We start from the raw sequence: 17,092 nt of genomic DNA, 5'->3' as shown, positions 1-17,092 counted from the left end.
GGCGAAAGCGGACGGTCCCGGGCTCACTACGCACCGCCGCGGCGCCCGTGACGAGTATCGCGAGCGCCGCTGTCAGGCACCGGAGCCGGGTGATCCCGACGTTTGGCCGAAGTTTCTCGAGCTCTTCCAGGCGCCTACTCCTGTTCGACCCAGACGTTGATCGTCGCCGGCTCCGTCAGTCCGTCATTCCAGACGTAGCCATCATTCCAGACGTAACCATCGTTCCAGACGTAACCATCGTTCCAGACGTAACCATCGTTCCAGACGTAACCATCGTTCCAGACATAGCCATCGTTCCAGACATAGCCGTCGTTCCAGACGTAGCCGGCCAGGCCCTCGATGTAGAAGCTGCCGTCCGCGGCACGCTGAGCGCGGCCGATGAAGTGCCCGGTGCCGTCGAGGTCCGCATCGACGTCGAGTCCGACGTTGGCGCAGTCGTTGGCGGAGCCGTAGATAGTGTCGTAGGCATCCACGAGCCCGGTACCTTGTTGAAAGACGCTGTAGGCGAGCGCACCCAGATCATCGACCGCGGGCCGTGCGGAGGCCAAGAGCCGGCATTTCACCTGGTCCGGCGTCAAGCCGGGTTCCGCCTGCAGGAGCAAGGCGGCTATTCCACTGACCGCGGCTGCAGCCTGTGAGGTGCCCGACATCTCGAAGTACTTGCCGTCGACGTACTCGGGGTGGTCGCCGGCGAGCTCGGTGTGCTGCCAGATCGTGCTCATCATATGACCGCCGGGCGCCACCAGATCCGGCTTGACAAACGCATCGTAGGTCGGCCCCGCGGCGGAGAAAGAGGTCAGCCGGTCGTCGCTGGTATCGGCGGGGGTATAGCTGTCCGTCATCGCCCCGACGGTGATGATGTAGGGCACGCTTCCCGGCGAGCCGATGGTCATCGCGTCCGGGCCGGTGTTGCCGGCCGAGGCCACGACGACGATTCCGGCCTGCCAGGCGGCCATCACCGCTTGATTCAGGGGGTCCTCCCAGTAGTGAGAGCGCGGCGCCGCGCTGAACGACAGGTTCAGCACTCCGATGCCGTAGGCGTTTCTGTTGGCGACCACCCAGTCGAGGCCGTTGATCACGTCCGCGTAGGTAGAGCCGCCCGCGGCATCGAACGCCTCGACGACGACCAAGTCGGCGTCAGGCGCGATGCCATTGAACTTGCCGTCGGCCTGCCGGCTGCTCAGCGCCACGCCGGTGACGTGCGATCCGTGACCGCTGAGATCCTCATGCTCCTCGGCTGGGGTCTCGACTCGGTCCAGAAAAGCGTCGAAACGGGCGAGGAGCCGGTGCTGGCCCTGCGCGTTCTTTTTGATCCCTTTGCCCAGCCAGGACCCGGTGTCGACGATCGCGATCGTCGTGCCGAAGCCTGTCAGCCCCTCGGCGTGCAGCAGGTCGGCCCGCACGAGGGTGGGGTAGTCGGTCACCATCGAGTTTCCGTCCCCATCTCCAGAGATCCGGACTCCGCCGTTGGCATGTATCCGGATCGGCGGGGTTGCCGCCTGCAGCTCGGCTGCCTGCTCTGCGGTCAGGCGGGAGGTAACGGCGTCGATGATGCCGAGCTCGCGGTCGATCTCGGCCCCCACGCCGAGGACGGCTGCGGCCGCTGTTTCGACATCGTTCGCTTGCACGATGAAGCTCTCGGGAGCGCCGACATTCCCGGGCATGAACCCGCTCAACATGGTGGCGACCACCAGGCTCGCGAGGCCGACGCCGCTGAAGAACGTTGCTCGTCTAGTCTTTTGGATCATGAGCAATACCTCCTTGCCGCTCAGTAGGAGCCTTCTTCATAGACGGACGGCTATCTATCAGCGATTCACTCGTCACGCTGTAGGTAGGAGTCCTACGTAGAACTCCTGACGATTGAGGTGCCCTGGCCGCTTCAAAGCAACCGTCCGACGCGATCGCTATTGCACGAGTGGATCGACGGCCACCGTCAGCGCAGCTCCGGCGCCCGTCGAAAACCCGTCTCCGAGCGTCACAAGGCGGCCCGCACGCAGCGCAACGAGGGCATCGACAACGAAGCCATTGAAGGCCAGGATCGAATCACACGCCGTGAACTCCTGCTCCGTCGAGACGGTCTGATTCTCGAGCACGAGATCGGGCGCCGCCCCACAGGAAGTCCGGCAGGCGGAGAGCTCAGAAGTGCTGCCGCCCGAATCGGTGGCGGTTGCCGCCAGCTGTTCCCCCGGCGAGAGCGGCACGCCCAGCGGCACCGCGAACGACGCTCCGCCGGTCGCATCGGTCGTCACCAGCGCGTCTCCCAGGAAGGTCTCGGCCTCTCCGTGCCCGGAGGAGTCACAACTCATGTTGGAATAGAACCGCAACGTGAAATCCGTGCTCGGCAGGCCGTCGAGCCTACCTTCGACGGTCGCGGTCCCAGCGAGGACCAGGTCGAGGCTGGGGAAGTTCAGCAGGTCGTTGGCCCCGACGTCGGCGTCGTCAACGTCGTTCGGTGTGACCTCGACCGTGTCCAGGCAGCTGGACGTGGCAGCTTCGAAGTCGGCACAGAGGTCGATCGCCAGCTCGCCGTTGGAGAAGATCCGGTTGCCCTGGACCGAGTTGGCGACGCCAGAATCGATGAAGATCCCGTCGCGGGCGTTGAAAGCGATGAGGTTGCCACTTCCGGCCGCCGCGCCGCCGATAGTTGTGCCGCTCGGCGAGACCGTGAGAAAGATGCCGTGATTGCCGTTTCCCAGGGCGGCGCTGCCCGTCAGGTCGGTGCCGATGAGGTTGCCCTCAATCGCGGTTCCGGTCGTGGTGCTACTGCCGATCCGTATCGCGTCCAGGCCGCTCGCCGAGATCACATTTCCCGCTCCCGGAGCGCTACCGCCGATCGTATTGTCGGGGGCGTTGTTGGCGATGAAGAGAGCGACGCTGGCGTTGCCGAAGGCAAATGTGCCGGTGCGATCCGTGCCGATCAGGTTGCCCTGAAATACGTTGCCGCTCGTCGCGACGGGCGTGCCGCCGCCGGCGCCGGTGTCTCCGACCACGGCGATGGCCGGATTGCCCGCCATGAGGTTGTCTGAGATCACGTTGCCGGCACCTGCCGCCGTGCCGCCGATCGTGTTGCTCGAGGCGCCGAGAATGATCTGAAGGTTGTTCGTCGTGTTGCCCAGGGCCGCGTCGCCGGTGACGTCGGTGCCGACGAAGTTCCCCTGAACCGTGTTGCCGGTCGCGCCGATACCGGAGAGCGAGATGGCCGGAAACTCGTTGCCCGAGATCACGTTCCTGGCCGCCGCGGCGGTACCGCCGATCGTGTTGCCGGCACTCTCGGTCAGAAGCACTCCGTTACCGCCATTGCCCAGATCGAGCATTCCGGTGACGTCTGTGCCGATGAGGTTGCCTTCGGCGATATTGCCATCGCCGATCGAGAACACCAGGCCACTGAAGGGGCTGAAACGATTGATCACGAAGCCGCGGACGGTCGACATGCCGGCATTGATCTGAAGACCGTTGGTGGTCAGGCCAGCCGCCGTGCCATCGAGCTCGACCCGGCCGTCGGGATGAGTCGTCCCGTCGAGGACCAGTGGATCGGTAACGATGGGAAGCGCTCCAAGGAAGTCCGGCGCCGCGCCGACGGCGATGGTCTGGTCGCCCGACGAGAGCCCGGAGAAGTCGATGGTGTCGAGGCCGGCCATAGAGTTGGCGGCGTTGATCGCCTCGCGCAGGGTGCAGTCGCCACCCGGCGCCGGATCGCACGAGCCGTCGTCCGAGTCCTCCGTGGAGTTGACGGCCAGCGCGGTGAGGCCGTTGGTAGCGAAGATCCTAGGTGCGATTCGGCCGGCTTCCAGAGCGACGAAGTCGGGGACCGCGTCGGCATTGAGACGCATCGGCAAAAGGTCGACGATGCGTCCAATGGCCGAATCCAGGATCCCGGCCCGCGCCAGGTCGGAGCCCGCGGCCGTCGCGCGCAGGGAGATCGACTCGAGACCAGCGCCGCTTGCGGGCAGCAGGAGCAGATCCTCCGCCGAACCCCCTGCAACCCGCGCGCTGAAAAGCTTGGTGGCGTGGTCCGAAGAGAGCCGGCCGGCGGTCAGGTCTCCTAGATCCATCCTCTCGAACAAAACCGGCCCAACCGGGTCGAAAGCAGGTCCGTCGAGAAGATTATCCCGCTCAACGAGCCCAAGTCCGGTGGCAAAGGCCGGCGACGGCGCAGAGCTCCCGAGCCCCGCACCTTCGGTTCGTGTTGTCTCACGAGCGCGCCGATCGGCGATCACGAGCAGCCGGCCGTCGTCCAGTGCAGCCGCGATCTCGGCACGGCGCGCCCGGTCTCCCAGGAAATCCCCGGTGGCGAGTGCGATCATCTTCGCCGGCAGCGGCTGGTACGTCACGACCCGGCGCGGCTGAGAGTTGGTGACCGCTGAGCGCTCGCGCCCCGCCAGCACCAGGAGCTCGCGCTCGCCGGCTATGACCAGATCCGGCAGGGGGTCACGGTCGATCCGGACCAGCGCGAGGTCGGCTGCGAGTAGGGCGGAGTCGATCGCCTCGCCCTCGGTTGCCCAGGCTCCTTGGGGGGAGCTCAGCACCAGAATCCGTGAGCCCTGTCCTTGTTCGAGATTGAGGGCGAGGGCGACGTCCGGCAAGCCGTCTCGTCGATCGATCTCGCCGGTGGCCCAGGCGGTAGTGCGGCCCGGGAGGCGACGTTCCACGGGAGTCCGAAACCCGCCCCGTCCGTCACCCGCCAGGAGGATCAGCCGGTTGCCGTCCGCGCTGCTCAACAGCGCGTCGGCGTGTCCGTCCGCGTCGAAGTCGCCCGCCGCAACTCTCGAGGGCCGCGGCACACTTACGAGGAGTGGCTCCGGCGCGAAGGGAGCGGCGGTCCATCCGTCGCTCGAGCGGCGCCGGCGAGCTCCCGGGCTGTTAGGAAAGAGCGCGTCGATGTTGCCGCGATAGAGCGCGACGGCGCCTTCGTCGCCACCGCCGTAGGCAACGACCAGGTCCGGCGCCCCGTTCTCGTCGAAGTCGGCGGACGCCAGCCCCAGCGGCTCGAGTCCCTGACCGACCGAGTCGACCGTCGACTTCGGCCGATCGGAAGAGACTTCACGCCACGAAACCAGCTGCGAAGCCTCGGTAGCGAGCCCTCCGTGAAAGAGCAGCAAAGTGAGAGCCAGGACCGGCTGGATCGGCGCCCGTCGAGCGTCATGCCAGTGCGAGTTGCAGGGAGAATCGGGATGTCGTGACATCGAAGCCTCCTTTGGGCGGCCCATCTCGCGCGCTCTCGGCTCGGCGTGCTTCTACCTGGACAGTCAACACGCAAGCACTGTGCCCAACGAGAGATCCGAGAGGGTTTCTCCAAAAGGTCGCCTAGGGCTTGGAAAGATCGCTTGTCGCCGGCTGCGCGAGGCCGCTTGGCCGGTCTCTGAGGGTCCTTTTTTTCCCAACTCGGAATAGGTTTCCGGTTTGGCGCCGCGCGGTCAACGAAGGGAGAGGTCGAGCTCGATCGTGAGCTCGCCGCTCGCCGAGAAACCCTCGCTGAGGGTCACCAGGTCGCCGGCGCGGAGGGTGAGGTCTCCGGTGGGGCCCACACCATAGTCGGACCCGGCGGTGATCGTCTGGCAGGCCTCCTCGACGACAACGCCTACAACCGTGCCGGTGGAAAGAATGAGGTGGTCGAGCCCGGTGCAAAGACCGCAATCCTGAATGCACTCGTAGACAAGGTCGTAGGCGTTGCCTGCGGCGTAGTTGCCACCTGCGGCGAGTACTCGCGCCCGGTAGGTGCCGGAGAACGTCGCCGCCCAGACCAGCAGCGAGCTCACGCCTGGTCCGGAGTCGTCGTCGCTCGACACGTAGTCACTGCACGCCTGGCCGTAGAGCTCGATGAGTGTATCGGTCCCCGACCACAGGTTGGTGGTCCGAACCTCGTAGGTCGCCTCGTCGGTCACGGCGAGCTCGACCCAGTCTTCATCGCAGAGGGCGTGAGTCTGGAAGACCTCTCCGGGAAGTGTGCCAGCCGTGGCGCAGACGTCGTCGGGCTCGTAAAGGTCATCTTGGCAAACGGTGCCCGGTGTGGTGTTTTCATAGTAGGTCACCACCGAGGTTCCCGTCGCTTCGCTAAGGATGTCGGTACGCCCGTCCGCGTTCAAATCCACCATCTGGAGCAGATGGCTGGGGTAGGAATCGGGTGCGATCGAGTGCTTTGTCCAGGTGCTCGCCCCTCCCAGGTTCTCGTACACATAGACGTTGTGGACCTCCTCGTCCCAGCCGGGTTCGCCGGGGTCTTCGCCGAAGAAGAGATCACAGGAGATGATGTCCGGATCGCCGTCGCCGAAGAGGTCGACAACGGCGAGGCACTCCGGGTGATGGACAGCCGGGTCGACGTCGTGGCGGAGCCACGCACCGGCAGCCGGGCCCGGCGGGTTGTCTGGGGCCTCGAACCAGGCGATGCCGGTACCGTGATGACCGGCCGACATCACGAGGTCCGGGTTGCCGTCCTTGTCCATATCCCGGACGAGGGAGTTCGAGATGCCGTAGATGTCGGTGACCTGGTACCAGGTCCACGAGCCGGCCGGATCGTCGGGTGCCTCGTACCAGCCGTTGGCGTAGGAGACGTCGACGTGGCCGTCAGCGTCAACGTCTCCCGTGTCGAGACCGGCGTGTCCGTGGGGAGCACCCTCGAGTCGATCGGCCTCGATCGTGTGTGACGGCCACAGGTCCGTCGGAACCGCCGCGGGCGTCAGCCATTTGATCGTTATTCGAGAGTTCCAGTAGCCCTGGTTCAGGTTGGCGATGAACTCCTCGGCAACGCCGTTCCCGTCGAGGTCGGCCCGGATGACGTCGTGCAGGTAGCGGCTCTCGGTCGAGATCTTGTGGAAGGTCCACGACGCAGTCGTGAGGACTCCGCCCGGGTTTTCCCACCAGCCGAGGTCGCTCTTGTACTTGGCACAAACGACGTCTAGATCGCTATCGTCATCGACGTCGAAGAGCACTGCGCCGTTGGCGCCCATCTGTCCCGTACCGTCGAGTGTGCCGTGGCGCGCCCAGCCGGGCGTGGCCGGATCGTTCTCATATATGAAAAGAGCGTTGCCGCCACCGGCGACGATGTCGAGGTCACCGTCGCCGTCCATGTCGCCGGCTCGGACCCAGCCCGGACGGCCGTTGCCGCCGTAGGCCAGATCGACGTAGTTACGAGTGAAGGAGACCTGCGCGGTGGCCGGTGTGGTCACAGGCATCGACATGCAGAGCGCGCACGCCGCGAAAAGAGCCACGAACGGACGCTCCGGCGACACCGTGCGAAACGGGAAAGCGAGCATTTTTCCCAGGGTGGCGATCCCGCTTGGGTCGGGCTATGCAGCAGGCCACACGCCGGCGCAAGCCGGAGGCCGCCCGAACTAGCCCCTTCTTCATTCGCGCCTCTCTTTGGCTGGACCCCCCTGCCCGTTGGGGTGGCGCAGCTCGCGCAAGGAGAGCGTAACATTCTGAATTGCCTCGATAAGGGCATACCTGGGGAAACCCAGGGGCGCAAAGCCGCGGGTCCTCGCTTCCTCCGCGACGGCTTTCCCCGCACGAAGATCGCAAGACCGCCGAGCTGCCGAAGGGCGGATGGGGCGGCACGTAATGCTCCATCGCAAGCGCGAAAGGAGAGACCATGAACGGTGCGAAGGTCGTTGCGACCGCGAGCGGTGCCGCGTTCGCGGTAGATGCAGAAGGCAGGATGATCGCCTGGAACGAGGCGGCTACGAACCGCTTGGGCTACAGCAGCTCCGACATTGTCGGCCGGCGCTGCTGGACGGTGCTGAAGGGCCAAGACCCGGCCGGCGGGCGCTTCTGCGCCCAGAACTGTCCTTACATCGCGCCGCAAGAAGAGCCGGTCAACCGAGAGCAGATGCTCCTTCGCCCGATTGGCGAGGCCGAGACGCTCTTCCGCAGCGCCTCGGGCAAGGCGACTCGGGTCCACCTATCGACCTACGTAGTGCAGGGAGAGTCCGGCAAAAGAGAGATCGTCCACCTCATCTAGCCGATCTGGCTCGTTGAAACCATGCAGAGGCCGTCCAGCAGCGACTTCGGCGTGCCCTTGCGGACTATCGCAGCCAATGTCGCGTCTCCAGACAAGGAGGGGCACATGCGCAAACAGCGCCGAGTTCATATCGCCGCGATCCTCACCGCGGCCACGCTGATCGGGCCGATCGCGCTCCATTCGTCTGCCGCCGAGGCTGCCGATGGAGATTGGGAGAGGTGGGGGAGTCCGGAAGAAGCGGGTTTCTCGTCGGCAGCAATCGCGGCCGCCGAGCAGCATTGGCAGGGCCTGCCCGATGCCCCGATCGGGGCCTTCGTCATGGTCTTCAAGGGCAAGATCCTGGCGAGCTTCGGGCGCGAGACCTCGCCGTTCTGGTGTCACTCGATGCGCAAGAGCTTCTTGAGCGCTCTGTACGGCATCCACGTCGCCAACGGCAACATCGATCTCGACATGACCTTGGAGGAGCTCGACATCGACGACTCGACGGCATTGACCCCGGCCGAGAAGCAAGCGAAGGTGCGCCATCTCATCAAAGCGAGATCCGGCATCTACATCGAGGCGGCCTGTGAAGCGCCGGAGATGAAGGCTGCGCGTCCGCCTCGGGGCTCGCATCCGCCCGACACCTTTTGGTACTACAACAACTGGGACTTCAACGCCCTCGGCACGATATTCCGGCAGGAGACTGGCGTCGATATCTTCGAGGAGTTTCAGAACAGGATCGGCCGCCACATCGGCATGCAGGACTTCACGCCGGTGACCTGCCACTACGCCTACGAGCCGTTCTCGGAGCACCCCTGCTACACCTTCAGGATGACGACTCGAGACCGGGCTCGCTTCGGCCAGCTCTTCCTGCAGAACGGCCGCTGGGGCGATCGTCAGATCATCCCCGAGGAGTGGGTCGCGGAGAGCACCCGGGCGTACTCTCAAAGCGAGGCGGTCGGGCGCGGGTACGGCTACATGTGGTGGACGTACGAACCGGAGTTCTTTCAGCTCTTCTTGCATGATCCTCGGCTGAGGCCGCTTTGGGGCTACGCCGCCAGCGGCTACGGCGGCCAAGCGATCCTGGTGCTCCCGGACGCCGAGATCGTCGCGGCGTGCGGGGTCGACGTTCCGGCCGGCGGAGACCTGGACATTCTCGAGACCGCACCGCTTCTCGAGATCATTCTGACCGGAAGAGAGATCATCGACCTGCGAACCTTGCGTGCCAAGGCCAAGCCGCGCCGTGTCGCCCCGGGCGAGACTCTGCGCCTGGTGGCGAAGTTGAAGAATGCCAGCCCCGACCGGTCGCTCGCCACCTCGGTGGATTTCTATCTGGCGCCCGAGAAAACCCTCGATCAGAGCGCCTGGTGGTTGGGAAAGGCGAAAGTCAACGGTCTCGCGGCGGGGAAGAAGAAGGGTGCGCGGCTCAAGGCCGCCGTGCCGGAGGACGTGCCGCCCGGCACGTACTATCTGGTGACCGTCGCCGATCAGGACAAGAGCAACTACGATCTCGACCGTGAGAACAACCTCAAGGTCGGCAAGAAGGTCGTGGTGAAGTAGCGACTCCGGGAGGAGCGGGCTTGAGGCCGTTCAGCCGCGTCATCCCCGGACTCTTGTTGGCATGCCTAGCGGCGACAGGCCTCGGATGTGCGCCCGGACGCGACGACACCGGTAAGGTGGAGCGCGTGCGAGGGATCGGCTTGCTCGATGCTCGAGAGCTCGACAGCCGGGCGGCGGACGGCTACGTTCTCTTCTCGCCGCTCTTGTCGACCGTCACCTACCTGGTGGACAAGCAGGGGCGGGCGGTGCACACCTGGGAGAGCGAACTGCCGCCCGGGGTCTCGGTCTATCTGCTCAACAACGGCCATCTACTGCGCACGGCGCGGCACCCGGGCGTGCCCTTCCGGGGCGGTGGCCAGGGGGGGCGGCTCCAAGAGTTCGACTGGGACGGCGAGTTGGTGTGGGACTGGGTGGCGGCGAGCGCGGGCCGGGTGCAGCACCACGATATTGAACCGCTGCCGAACGGCAATGTGCTGCTCATCGTCTGGGAGAACAAGAGTCCCGGCGAGGCCCGGCGGGCGGGACGACGGTCCGATCTTCTGGGCCTCGGCGGGCTTTGGCCGGATGCGGTGCTGGAGGTCGAGCCCCGGCCGCCCGACGACGCTCGAGTCGTCTGGGAGTGGCACCTTTGGGATCACCTGATCCAGGACCATGACCCCGCCTTGGCCAACTTCGGCAGATTGAGTGAGCACCCCGGGCTCGTCGATCTCAATGCCGGTCGGGGTCCGGAGCGGCCCAGTGAGGCACTGCTGAGCCGTCTGAAGGCGCTGGGCTACCTAGGCCGGGACGGCACCCTGGCGGACGCGGCCGCCGATTTCGTCCACACCAACTCGATTGCCTACAACCTTCGGCTCGATCAGATCCTCCTCAGCGTCAATCAATACAGCGAGATCTGGATCCTCGACCACTCCACCAGCACGCGCGAGGCGTCCGGTCACACCGGCGGTCGCGCCGGCCGAGGTGGGGACCTTCTGTACCGCTGGGGCAATCCCCAGGTCTTCGACGGGGGCACCCACGAGGATCGGCAGCTCTTCGCGCAGCATGACGCGAGCTGGATCCCGCCGGGCCATCCTGGAGCCGGCAACCTGCTGGTGTTCAACAACGGTGCCGGCCGACCAGGTGACGGCTACTCCTCGGTGCTCGAGATCGCCCCGCCGGTCGACGCCGACGGGCGCTACCGGCGCCACCCGGGAGGCGCGTTTCCTCCGGAGGGGCCGGTCTGGCAGTACACGGCAGAGCCCCCGGAGTCCTTCTATGCCGACTTCATCTCCGGCGCCCAGCGGTTGATGAATGGCAACACGCTGATCTGTTCCGGTCCCGACGGTCGTTTCTTCGAGGTCACTCGGGAAGGCGACATCGTCTGGAGCTATCTGAATCCTTACTCCGGCAATGCGCCGAATCCGGCCGGCGATCCGCCGTACTCCGTGTTTCGAGCCACCCATATCCCGCCGCACCATCCGGCACTGGCCGGGCGGACGCTCGAGCCCCTGGATCCGCAGCCGCGGCGCGATCGATAAGGGAATCGAGCCGGTCTACCGACGCAAGCGACGTAATTACGGTCTGACCGTTGCGCCGATCAACATGAAGCACTCGTCGGCGCCGAGGTTGGCGAAGTTTCGGAAGCGCCATCTCCAGAGGACAGTGTCTCCCTCGCGGATGGCGACGGGAAGATACATCTCGGCCTCGGCGACGCCATCAGCGCCTTGGTGCGCGACCATCTTCCCGAGCTTCTCCCGGCTCCCGTCCGCTCTTCTCACCCTGACCCGCACGGTAATCCTTCCGGGGTCGCCGGAGGGCGGAACTTGCGGCGTGTAGATGCCCGCGAAGAGGGTCCCGCCGAAGGTGGCGAGCTCATCGGTCATCATCACCTGCCGCATGACGATCAGGTTCTTATGGGGCGTGAAGCTCTGGTCGGCGCAATACTGGTGCAGGGCGCCGACGGCATCGAGGGGAAGGTGGCCGGCCGTGGCGATCGTTGCGGGGAGCGACACGAGCGCGAAGGCGATGCAGCTGACGATTCCAAGTCGGTTCATGGTCCTCTCCTTTCCAAGGACGAGTCAATTGCTCAAAGGCGCCTACTCACCTGACTCGGAGAGAGCCCCAGAGATGTGGCCCCGATTCAGACCACCGCGCTCGTCGAGAGGGCCGGTGATCCCGCACATTTCGGTTGCGCTCAATCGGAGGCGCTCCCCGGCCACTGCCTCTGGTATGCAAGTTCCCGACCGGGCCTACGCCAGTCAACACTCGACGGGGTGGGCTGGAGCCGCCACCTACTCTGTTGCTTCGCTCGATCGCATCAGGGAAGAAGGCCCGCAACTAGACAGGAAGAAGACTCAGGACTCGACCGGGAGCTCGTAGCAGGCCGCCTCCCGATTGTTGCGGACCAGCAGGTGGCGACCGGCAAGCGCAGGTGGGTTCCAGGTCTTGCCGCTCAGCGCTTCGAAGCGCGCGAGCTCGCGATGCTCCTGCGGCGTCGGTTCGACCAATGCCACATCGCCCTTTTCCGACTGGATCAACAAAAGGTCGCCGACCAGGATCATCTGACCGTGACCGTACCGCCCGCGTTTCCAGAGCCGCTCGCCGCTTTCGGGGTCGAGAGCGGTGAGGATGCCGTCGTCGAGCCCGTAGACCGTGCCCTCGTGGAGCACCATGGAGGCGAACTTGGACTTCAAGCGGAGGCTATTCCACAGCTCCTCGATGGCCAGGCCCCTCCCGTCTGCACGGAGGCGCAAGAGGCGACTGCCCGCTCCGTAGCCCGCCGAGATCAAGAGTCGATCGTCACCGAGGAGCAGGGGTGGCGTGACCTTTTCGCCCGCATGGAGCCATTCCTCGCGCCAGAGCATTTCGCCGCTTTCGGGCAGATGGCCGGCGATGCTTCTTTGGTTGACGATCACAAGCTGCCTGATCCCGGCCACCGTGGCCAGTATCGGCGAGCTGTAGCTTCCCGAGTCCTGGCCCGCCCGCCAGACCGGCTCGCCGTCGGTCCGGCGGTAGGCAACCAGGGAGCTGCCCACCCGCGCCAACTGGACGACCACGAGATCGTCGACCAGCAACGGGGACGACGGCATCCCGTAGTCGGCGAGACGCGCCTGATTATCGTCGACTAGGTCGCGCGACCAAATGAGGTCACCGCTTTCGAGATCGAGACAGTTGAGGATGCCGGTCGCGCCCAGGGAGTAGACACGGCCTTCGGCGATCGTCGGCGTCGCCCTGGGGCCTCTGCCACCGACGGTCGTCTCCAACCGCGTGCGGTCGGCATGAACCCAAACCTGTCGGCCGGACTCCAGGTCATAGCGAACCACAACTTCCTCTTCGCCGCGCTGCTCCTGGGTAATCGCCGCAGAACCGACGACGGCAAAGGCCGACCAGGCTTCACCCACGTCTCGACGCCAGAGCTGGCGCGGCGGGCTCGACCGCCAGTCTCGGGCCAGGCGCGGACCCGGGAGCGTGGCATCGCGCCGCGGGCCGTAGAACTGTGGATAGTCCCCCAGGAGGGAGATTCGGTCGGTGACCAAGACCGGTCCAAGGGGATCCTCGAGAGCCTGGTCGCCGGCCCAGCGCCAAGCCAGGATGGGCACCACGTTGCCGCTGACGCCAGTAATCCGGACCGTGGACCCCAGAACGCCGCCGGCAAGGAGCACCACCAGCAGGATGACCAACCGAGTGCGGCCCTTCAACCGCGAAAACAGTAGCGCCCACATGAAGAACAGGGCGGCGGCGAGGACCATAACCTTGAGCGTGGGCACCACGCGCGCCTGGGTGCTGGGCGCGTCGCCGAGCCAGATAACGGCCAGGCGAATCGTCACCAGAGTGAGAATGACCGCCGCAGGCCACCAGCGGACCCTGGTCATCGACCCGAGCTCTCCCGATCGACGGGCGTCGCGGGCTGTGGCCGCTCCGGCACGCTCACGAGCAGGAAGAGCGCGGCCGCCAGCAAAAACGGCGAGGAGACGACGCCGGGCATCCAGCGGCCCAGCACCAACGAGGCGCCCATATGACCCAGGCCGTTCAGCGTCATGATGATTCCGTAGACGTACGACAGGCGCCGCATCCAAGGCCTGTCGCCGCGAGCAAGGGGCGTGAGCGCCGCCAGCACGAGAATTCCGATTCCGAGACCGGTGATCCACGCGCCGAAGCTAAAGCTGGGGAGAGCCAACCAGGGCACGGTGTCCCGAAGAGTCGCGACCGCGGGGTTGTAGACCGAAAGAAAGTCGGTCAGGGCTTCGTCGAGCACGTGCGCCGCCAGGGCTATGGTCAGCAAGAGCCATGCGAGTCGCCACGGCTTGTTGGGATCTGAGCGAGTCCGTGCCGGTGAGGAGGTGCGCGAGTGAACGAGCCCCTTGTCTGAGGCAGCGTTGACGAGAGAGCGGCTCACGACTCACCGCCCTCTGCCGAGACACCTTCGGGAAGCCCGGATGGCTCCGTTGTCTGGGCGCTCTCCTTGGGCGCGCCGTGGTCGAAGGCGGTCAGCCCACCAAGAGCTCCGAGGCCCATAGTCTCGACGGCGGTGGAGGGGACGATGATCATCGAGCCCTTCTGTCGCAGCCCTTCGTAGACCATGTTCATCGCCCGCAGATGGAGCGCAACCGGGTTGTCGCGGTAGTGCTCGGACGCGCGGGCGAACTTCTCGGCGATCTCGGTTTCGGCGGTGCCCAGGATGATGCGGCTCTGGCGCTCACGTTCGGCCTGCGCCTGGCGTGACATGGCGTCCTCGAGGCCCTTGGGAATGATGATGTCGCGGATCTCCACCGCCTGCGTAGTGATTCCCCAGGCGCTGGTCTTGTCGTCGAGAACTGCCTGGATCTCGCCGCCCAACCGGTCGCGCTCCGAGAGAAGCTCGGCCAGATCGTGCTTGCCGATGGCGTTGCGCAACGCGGTCTGCGCCGACAGGATGACGGCTTTGGCGTAGTGCTCCACCTCGAGGACGGACTTCTCGGCGTCCCAGACCATCCAGAATGCGATGGCGTCGACGTTGACCGGGACGGTGTCGGCAGTGAGAGTGGTCTCGGCGGAGAAGTCACTGACCCGGATTCGCTGATCGACGAACTGGGCCACTTTGTCGATCACCGGGAAGATCAGAAAGAGTCCAGAGGAGCGAAGGCCGCGAAAGCGTCCGAAGCGCAGGACCACGGCCTTCTCCCATTGATAGGCGATCTGCACGGAGGGCGCGATCAGCAGCGCCAGCACCACGGTCACCAGCAGCACCTCGCTGTCGGGTCGGAGCCTGAGGTAGATCAGCAGGCAGTCGGCCGTGCCCAAGATGACCACCGCCTCCCAGACCTGAGCCGTCCTGATACAGATGGCGAGGACCAAAGCCGAGCCGAGACAGAGGGCGACGGCATCGACCGTAAACGGGTAGAGACTCAGGTGGACCGCCAGGCCGAACGCGAAGATCACGACGAGCAGGAAGACGTTGAGCGGGGCGAACCGGAGGTCCGCGCGCGCCGTGGTGGCGAACCTCTCGAGCGAGCGGGCCCAGAGGGCCTTGCCTAATTCGGAGCCGGTGGTTTTTGGGGTCATGACGGTTCCTCCTTGCGCTGGCGCAGGCCCTCGAAGACATCCTCGGGCGAGAAGCCGTAAGACGAGGCGCGGGCCAGCAGTTCGGTGAGAATCTGGTCGAGCATTCGGCGGCGCTCGAGATCGTCGATCTCAGGGCGCTCTTTGCCGACAAAGGTGCCCGAGCCCTGCTGAGTGTCTATTACCCGCTCGATCTCGAGCTCCCGGTAAGCGCGAACCACGGTATTGGGGTTGACGGCGAGGTCGACCGCCAGCTGGCGGACGGTCGGTAGGCGGTGCCCAGGGCTCAGGAGGCCGCGGGCAACGGCGATCTTGACCTGCTCGATGATCTGCCGGTAGAAGGGGACGCCGCTCTTAGTGTCGATCTGGATCTTCAAACGGTGACTTCCTGGAAAGGCCTGAGTGTTCGTAAGTACTAGTCCACTAGAACAATAGTACACCTCGACTCGCCAAGTGTCAAGCCGAGGATCCCCGGGCGCAACCGCGTGGACCCCCGGGGCCCCGGCTATGCCGTCAGCGCAGCTTCGAAGCGAGGTCGGGCTGTTTGTCGGTGCGCGTACCGAGCTTGATAGAAGTCGAGAGCCGCGGAGCTCCCTCGGCGTGCAGCACCTCGTGGATGAGCTCGACGACGTCGAGGATGGCCTCGAGATCGCCCTCGACATTGGTGCCGAAGGAGTGCTCCTGCACGACGAGGCCCGATTCACGGATGAGCTCTTGGGCGCGGCGAACCTGGGCCCGCACGGAGACGCCGACGCCGATCGGAACGACCTGGATCTCTGCGACTGCCTTCATTGGTCAATCATCATAGCGCCGGGGGAAGGCGGGAGGACACCACCCCGGCGGGTATTGCCCGAAACGCGCGGGCATCGTAGAAAAGCCGGGGAAGGAGGCTCACGTGATCCAGCTCGACCTCGATGACAATGAGCGGCAGATCCTCTGTACGGTTCTCGACAGCTATCTCTCCGACCTACGGATGGAGATCTCGGATACCGACCGCCTGGAGTTTCGCGAGATGTTGAAGGAGCGCAAGGCCGTTCTTGTCCGGGTGCTCGAGGTTCTGCGGCGCTCCGTCATCGATTGAACCTCAGAGCCGTTCCTCGTCAGGAACGGATGCGGATCTCCTCGAGCCGCCGCCGGGTGTCGTCCGAGTACCAGATATCCACGAACTCGCGGATCGATTCGGCTTCGCGCGCTTTCATGCGCTCGGCGATCGGGCCCCGAACGAGCCGCTTGAGGCTTCGGAAGGCAACCGGGTCGGCCGCCGCCAGGCTCGTGCACACGGCCCGGGCGCTAGAGGCGAGATCGTCAGGGTCGGTCACCTGATCGATCAGTCCGAGCTGCTGGGCGTGGCCCGCGTCGAGCATGGCTCCCGAGAAGAGAACAGTCTCGGCACTCTTGCGGCCCACCAGGCTCGTCAGCATGCTGGCGCTGCCCGCGAAGATCGACGCACCGAAGGTAATCTCGTTCAAGGAGATCTTAGCTCGCCCTTCCACCATGAGACGCCGATCGCAGGCCAGCGCCAGCATGCATCCACCTGCGATGGTGTGACCGTTGAGGGCGGCGACGACGGGCTTGGGGAAGACAAAGAGCGCTGTGTAGAGCCCGGTGAACTTCTCGAGGAAACGGGTAAAGTCCTGCCGCGAATAGGAATGGAACTCCGGGATATCGAATCCGAAAGAGAAGAAGCTGCCGCGTCCGGTCAGGATCACGCCCCGGACACCGGCGTCGGCAGCGAGAATGGGGAGGTGCTTCGCGAGCTCCTCGACGGTTTCCTCGTTGAGCGCGTTGACCTTGCCCCGGCCGAGGGCCAGCGTAGCGATTCTCTCGTCGATCTCGAGACTCCAGGAGCTCATCGGCCCATCCTCTCTTGCCGATGGTAGCCCATCGAACGCACGCGTCCAGTCCTTACGGAAGCAGGAGAGCCGGCCTCGGCGCCCCTCCCGGGCGCCGATTGCTACGGTACTCGAGTGGAATCCGGCACCGGTCCTGCGCGGAGCCCATGCTAGATTGACGAAGCGCGCCTCTCGGCCACCGGTCCTCTCCGGCGCACAAACTCATGATTCTGGAACCTCGCGGAGACTG

General features: G+C 65.3%; 14 protein-coding genes and 1 riboswitch. Of the genes, 4 read left to right on the top strand and 10 right to left on the bottom strand.

Annotated elements, in window-relative coordinates; all coding sequences use genetic code 11:
* Window positions 1-134 precede the first annotated feature (134 nt).
* The 3 genes from GY769_15085 to GY769_15075 form a co-directional block, all read right to left on the bottom strand.
* Window positions 135-1,748: a S8 family serine peptidase gene (locus tag GY769_15085; GenBank protein ID MCP4203246.1), complete on the bottom strand. Its 1,614-nt coding sequence runs from the start codon at window positions 1,746-1,748 to the stop codon at window positions 135-137.
* A 156-nt stretch (window positions 1,749-1,904) separates the two neighbouring features.
* On the bottom strand, window positions 1,905-5,183 hold the full coding sequence (locus GY769_15080; GenBank protein MCP4203245.1) for a CSLREA domain-containing protein: 3,279 nt from the start codon (window positions 5,181-5,183) through the stop codon (window positions 1,905-1,907).
* A gap of 231 nt (window positions 5,184-5,414) precedes the next feature.
* Complete coding sequence (locus tag GY769_15075; GenBank protein ID MCP4203244.1) at window positions 5,415-7,250, bottom strand: VCBS repeat-containing protein; 1,836 nt, start codon at window positions 7,248-7,250, stop codon at window positions 5,415-5,417.
* A 173-nt stretch (window positions 7,251-7,423) separates the two neighbouring features.
* Window positions 7,424-7,533: riboswitch (cyclic di-GMP riboswitch) on the top strand.
* A 52-nt stretch (window positions 7,534-7,585) separates the two neighbouring features.
* On the opposite strand from GY769_15075, the gene GY769_15070 reads away from it, so the two are divergent.
* The 3 genes from GY769_15070 (at window position 7,586) to GY769_15060 (ending at window position 11,010) form a co-directional block, all read left to right on the top strand.
* Window positions 7,586-7,954 carry a PAS domain-containing protein gene (locus tag GY769_15070; GenBank protein MCP4203243.1) on the top strand — a complete coding sequence of 123 codons (369 nt, stop codon included), beginning with the start codon at window positions 7,586-7,588 and terminating at the stop codon, window positions 7,952-7,954.
* A gap of 105 nt (window positions 7,955-8,059) precedes the next feature.
* The gene (locus tag GY769_15065; GenBank protein ID MCP4203242.1) at window positions 8,060-9,493 is read left to right on the top strand and encodes a serine hydrolase; all 1,434 of its coding nucleotides are present in this window, start codon (window positions 8,060-8,062) and stop codon (window positions 9,491-9,493) included.
* 20 nt (window positions 9,494-9,513) lie between these two features.
* Window positions 9,514-11,010 (top strand): hypothetical protein, encoded by a 1,497-nt coding sequence (locus GY769_15060; GenBank protein MCP4203241.1) that lies wholly within the window; start codon window positions 9,514-9,516, stop codon window positions 11,008-11,010.
* Between the two features lie 36 nt (window positions 11,011-11,046).
* Here the strand turns inward: GY769_15060 and GY769_15055 are convergent, their stop codons facing one another.
* The 6 genes from GY769_15055 to GY769_15030 all read right to left on the bottom strand — a co-directional run bounded on the left by GY769_15055 (window position 11,047) and on the right by GY769_15030 (window position 15,802).
* Entirely contained in the window at window positions 11,047-11,526 is a 480-nt protein-coding gene (locus GY769_15055; GenBank protein MCP4203240.1) for a hypothetical protein, read from the bottom strand.
* Between the two features lie 300 nt (window positions 11,527-11,826).
* The gene (locus GY769_15050) at window positions 11,827-13,344 is read right to left on the bottom strand and encodes a PQQ-binding-like beta-propeller repeat protein (protein ID MCP4203239.1); all 1,518 of its coding nucleotides are present in this window, start codon (window positions 13,342-13,344) and stop codon (window positions 11,827-11,829) included.
* Window positions 13,341-13,868 (bottom strand): HXXEE domain-containing protein, encoded by a 528-nt coding sequence (locus tag GY769_15045; GenBank protein ID MCP4203238.1) that lies wholly within the window; start codon window positions 13,866-13,868, stop codon window positions 13,341-13,343. Before GY769_15045 ends, GY769_15050 begins: the two co-directional genes overlap by 4 nt.
* Complete coding sequence (locus tag GY769_15040; protein MCP4203237.1) at window positions 13,865-15,013, bottom strand: slipin family protein; 1,149 nt, start codon at window positions 15,011-15,013, stop codon at window positions 13,865-13,867. The genes GY769_15045 and GY769_15040 overlap by 4 nt, the downstream gene beginning before the upstream one ends.
* On the bottom strand, window positions 15,010-15,387 hold the full coding sequence (locus GY769_15035; GenBank protein MCP4203236.1) for a GntR family transcriptional regulator: 378 nt from the start codon (window positions 15,385-15,387) through the stop codon (window positions 15,010-15,012). Before GY769_15035 ends, GY769_15040 begins: the two co-directional genes overlap by 4 nt.
* Window positions 15,388-15,523: 136 nt before the next feature.
* Window positions 15,524-15,802, bottom strand: a complete 279-nt coding sequence (locus tag GY769_15030; protein MCP4203235.1) for an MTH1187 family thiamine-binding protein — start codon at window positions 15,800-15,802, stop codon at window positions 15,524-15,526.
* A 103-nt stretch (window positions 15,803-15,905) separates the two neighbouring features.
* Between GY769_15030 and GY769_15025 the strand changes: the two genes are divergently transcribed.
* Window positions 15,906-16,091 (top strand): hypothetical protein, encoded by a 186-nt coding sequence (locus GY769_15025; GenBank protein MCP4203234.1) that lies wholly within the window; start codon window positions 15,906-15,908, stop codon window positions 16,089-16,091.
* Between the two features lie 19 nt (window positions 16,092-16,110).
* Here the strand turns inward: GY769_15025 and GY769_15020 are convergent, their stop codons facing one another.
* The gene (locus tag GY769_15020; protein ID MCP4203233.1) at window positions 16,111-16,863 is read right to left on the bottom strand and encodes an enoyl-CoA hydratase/isomerase family protein; all 753 of its coding nucleotides are present in this window, start codon (window positions 16,861-16,863) and stop codon (window positions 16,111-16,113) included.
* Window positions 16,864-17,092: the final 229 nt, after the last annotated feature.

The sequence above is a fragment of the bacterium genome (genome assembly GCA_024224155.1).
Lineage (GTDB): Bacteria > Acidobacteriota > Thermoanaerobaculia > Multivoradales > JAHEKO01 > CALZIK01.
The sequence above is the reverse complement of the archived record's forward strand: the minus strand, read 5'-3'. Positions and strand labels throughout refer to the sequence as shown.

What these genes read in the sequence shown, in the direction of transcription:
- GY769_15080 (MCP4203245.1), bottom strand. Translation starts at nt 5,183, where the DNA reads ATGTCACGACATCCCGATTCTCCCTGCAACTCGCACTGGCATGACGCT.
- GY769_15055 (MCP4203240.1), bottom strand. Translation starts at nt 11,526, where the DNA reads ATGAACCGACTTGGAATCGTCAGCTGCATCGCCTTCGCGCTCGTGTCG.
- GY769_15070 (MCP4203243.1), top strand. Translation starts at nt 7,586, where the DNA reads ATGAACGGTGCGAAGGTCGTTGCGACCGCGAGCGGTGCCGCGTTCGCG.
- GY769_15050 (MCP4203239.1), bottom strand. Translation starts at nt 13,344, where the DNA reads ATGACCAGGGTCCGCTGGTGGCCTGCGGCGGTCATTCTCACTCTGGTG.
- GY769_15030 (MCP4203235.1), bottom strand. Translation starts at nt 15,802, where the DNA reads ATGAAGGCAGTCGCAGAGATCCAGGTCGTTCCGATCGGCGTCGGCGTC.
- GY769_15065 (MCP4203242.1), top strand. Translation starts at nt 8,060, where the DNA reads ATGCGCAAACAGCGCCGAGTTCATATCGCCGCGATCCTCACCGCGGCC.
- GY769_15040 (MCP4203237.1), bottom strand. Translation starts at nt 15,013, where the DNA reads ATGACCCCAAAAACCACCGGCTCCGAATTAGGCAAGGCCCTCTGGGCC.
- GY769_15075 (MCP4203244.1), bottom strand. Translation starts at nt 7,250, where the DNA reads ATGCTCGCTTTCCCGTTTCGCACGGTGTCGCCGGAGCGTCCGTTCGTG.
- GY769_15085 (MCP4203246.1), bottom strand. Translation starts at nt 1,748, where the DNA reads ATGATCCAAAAGACTAGACGAGCAACGTTCTTCAGCGGCGTCGGCCTC.
- GY769_15020 (MCP4203233.1), bottom strand. Translation starts at nt 16,863, where the DNA reads ATGAGCTCCTGGAGTCTCGAGATCGACGAGAGAATCGCTACGCTGGCC.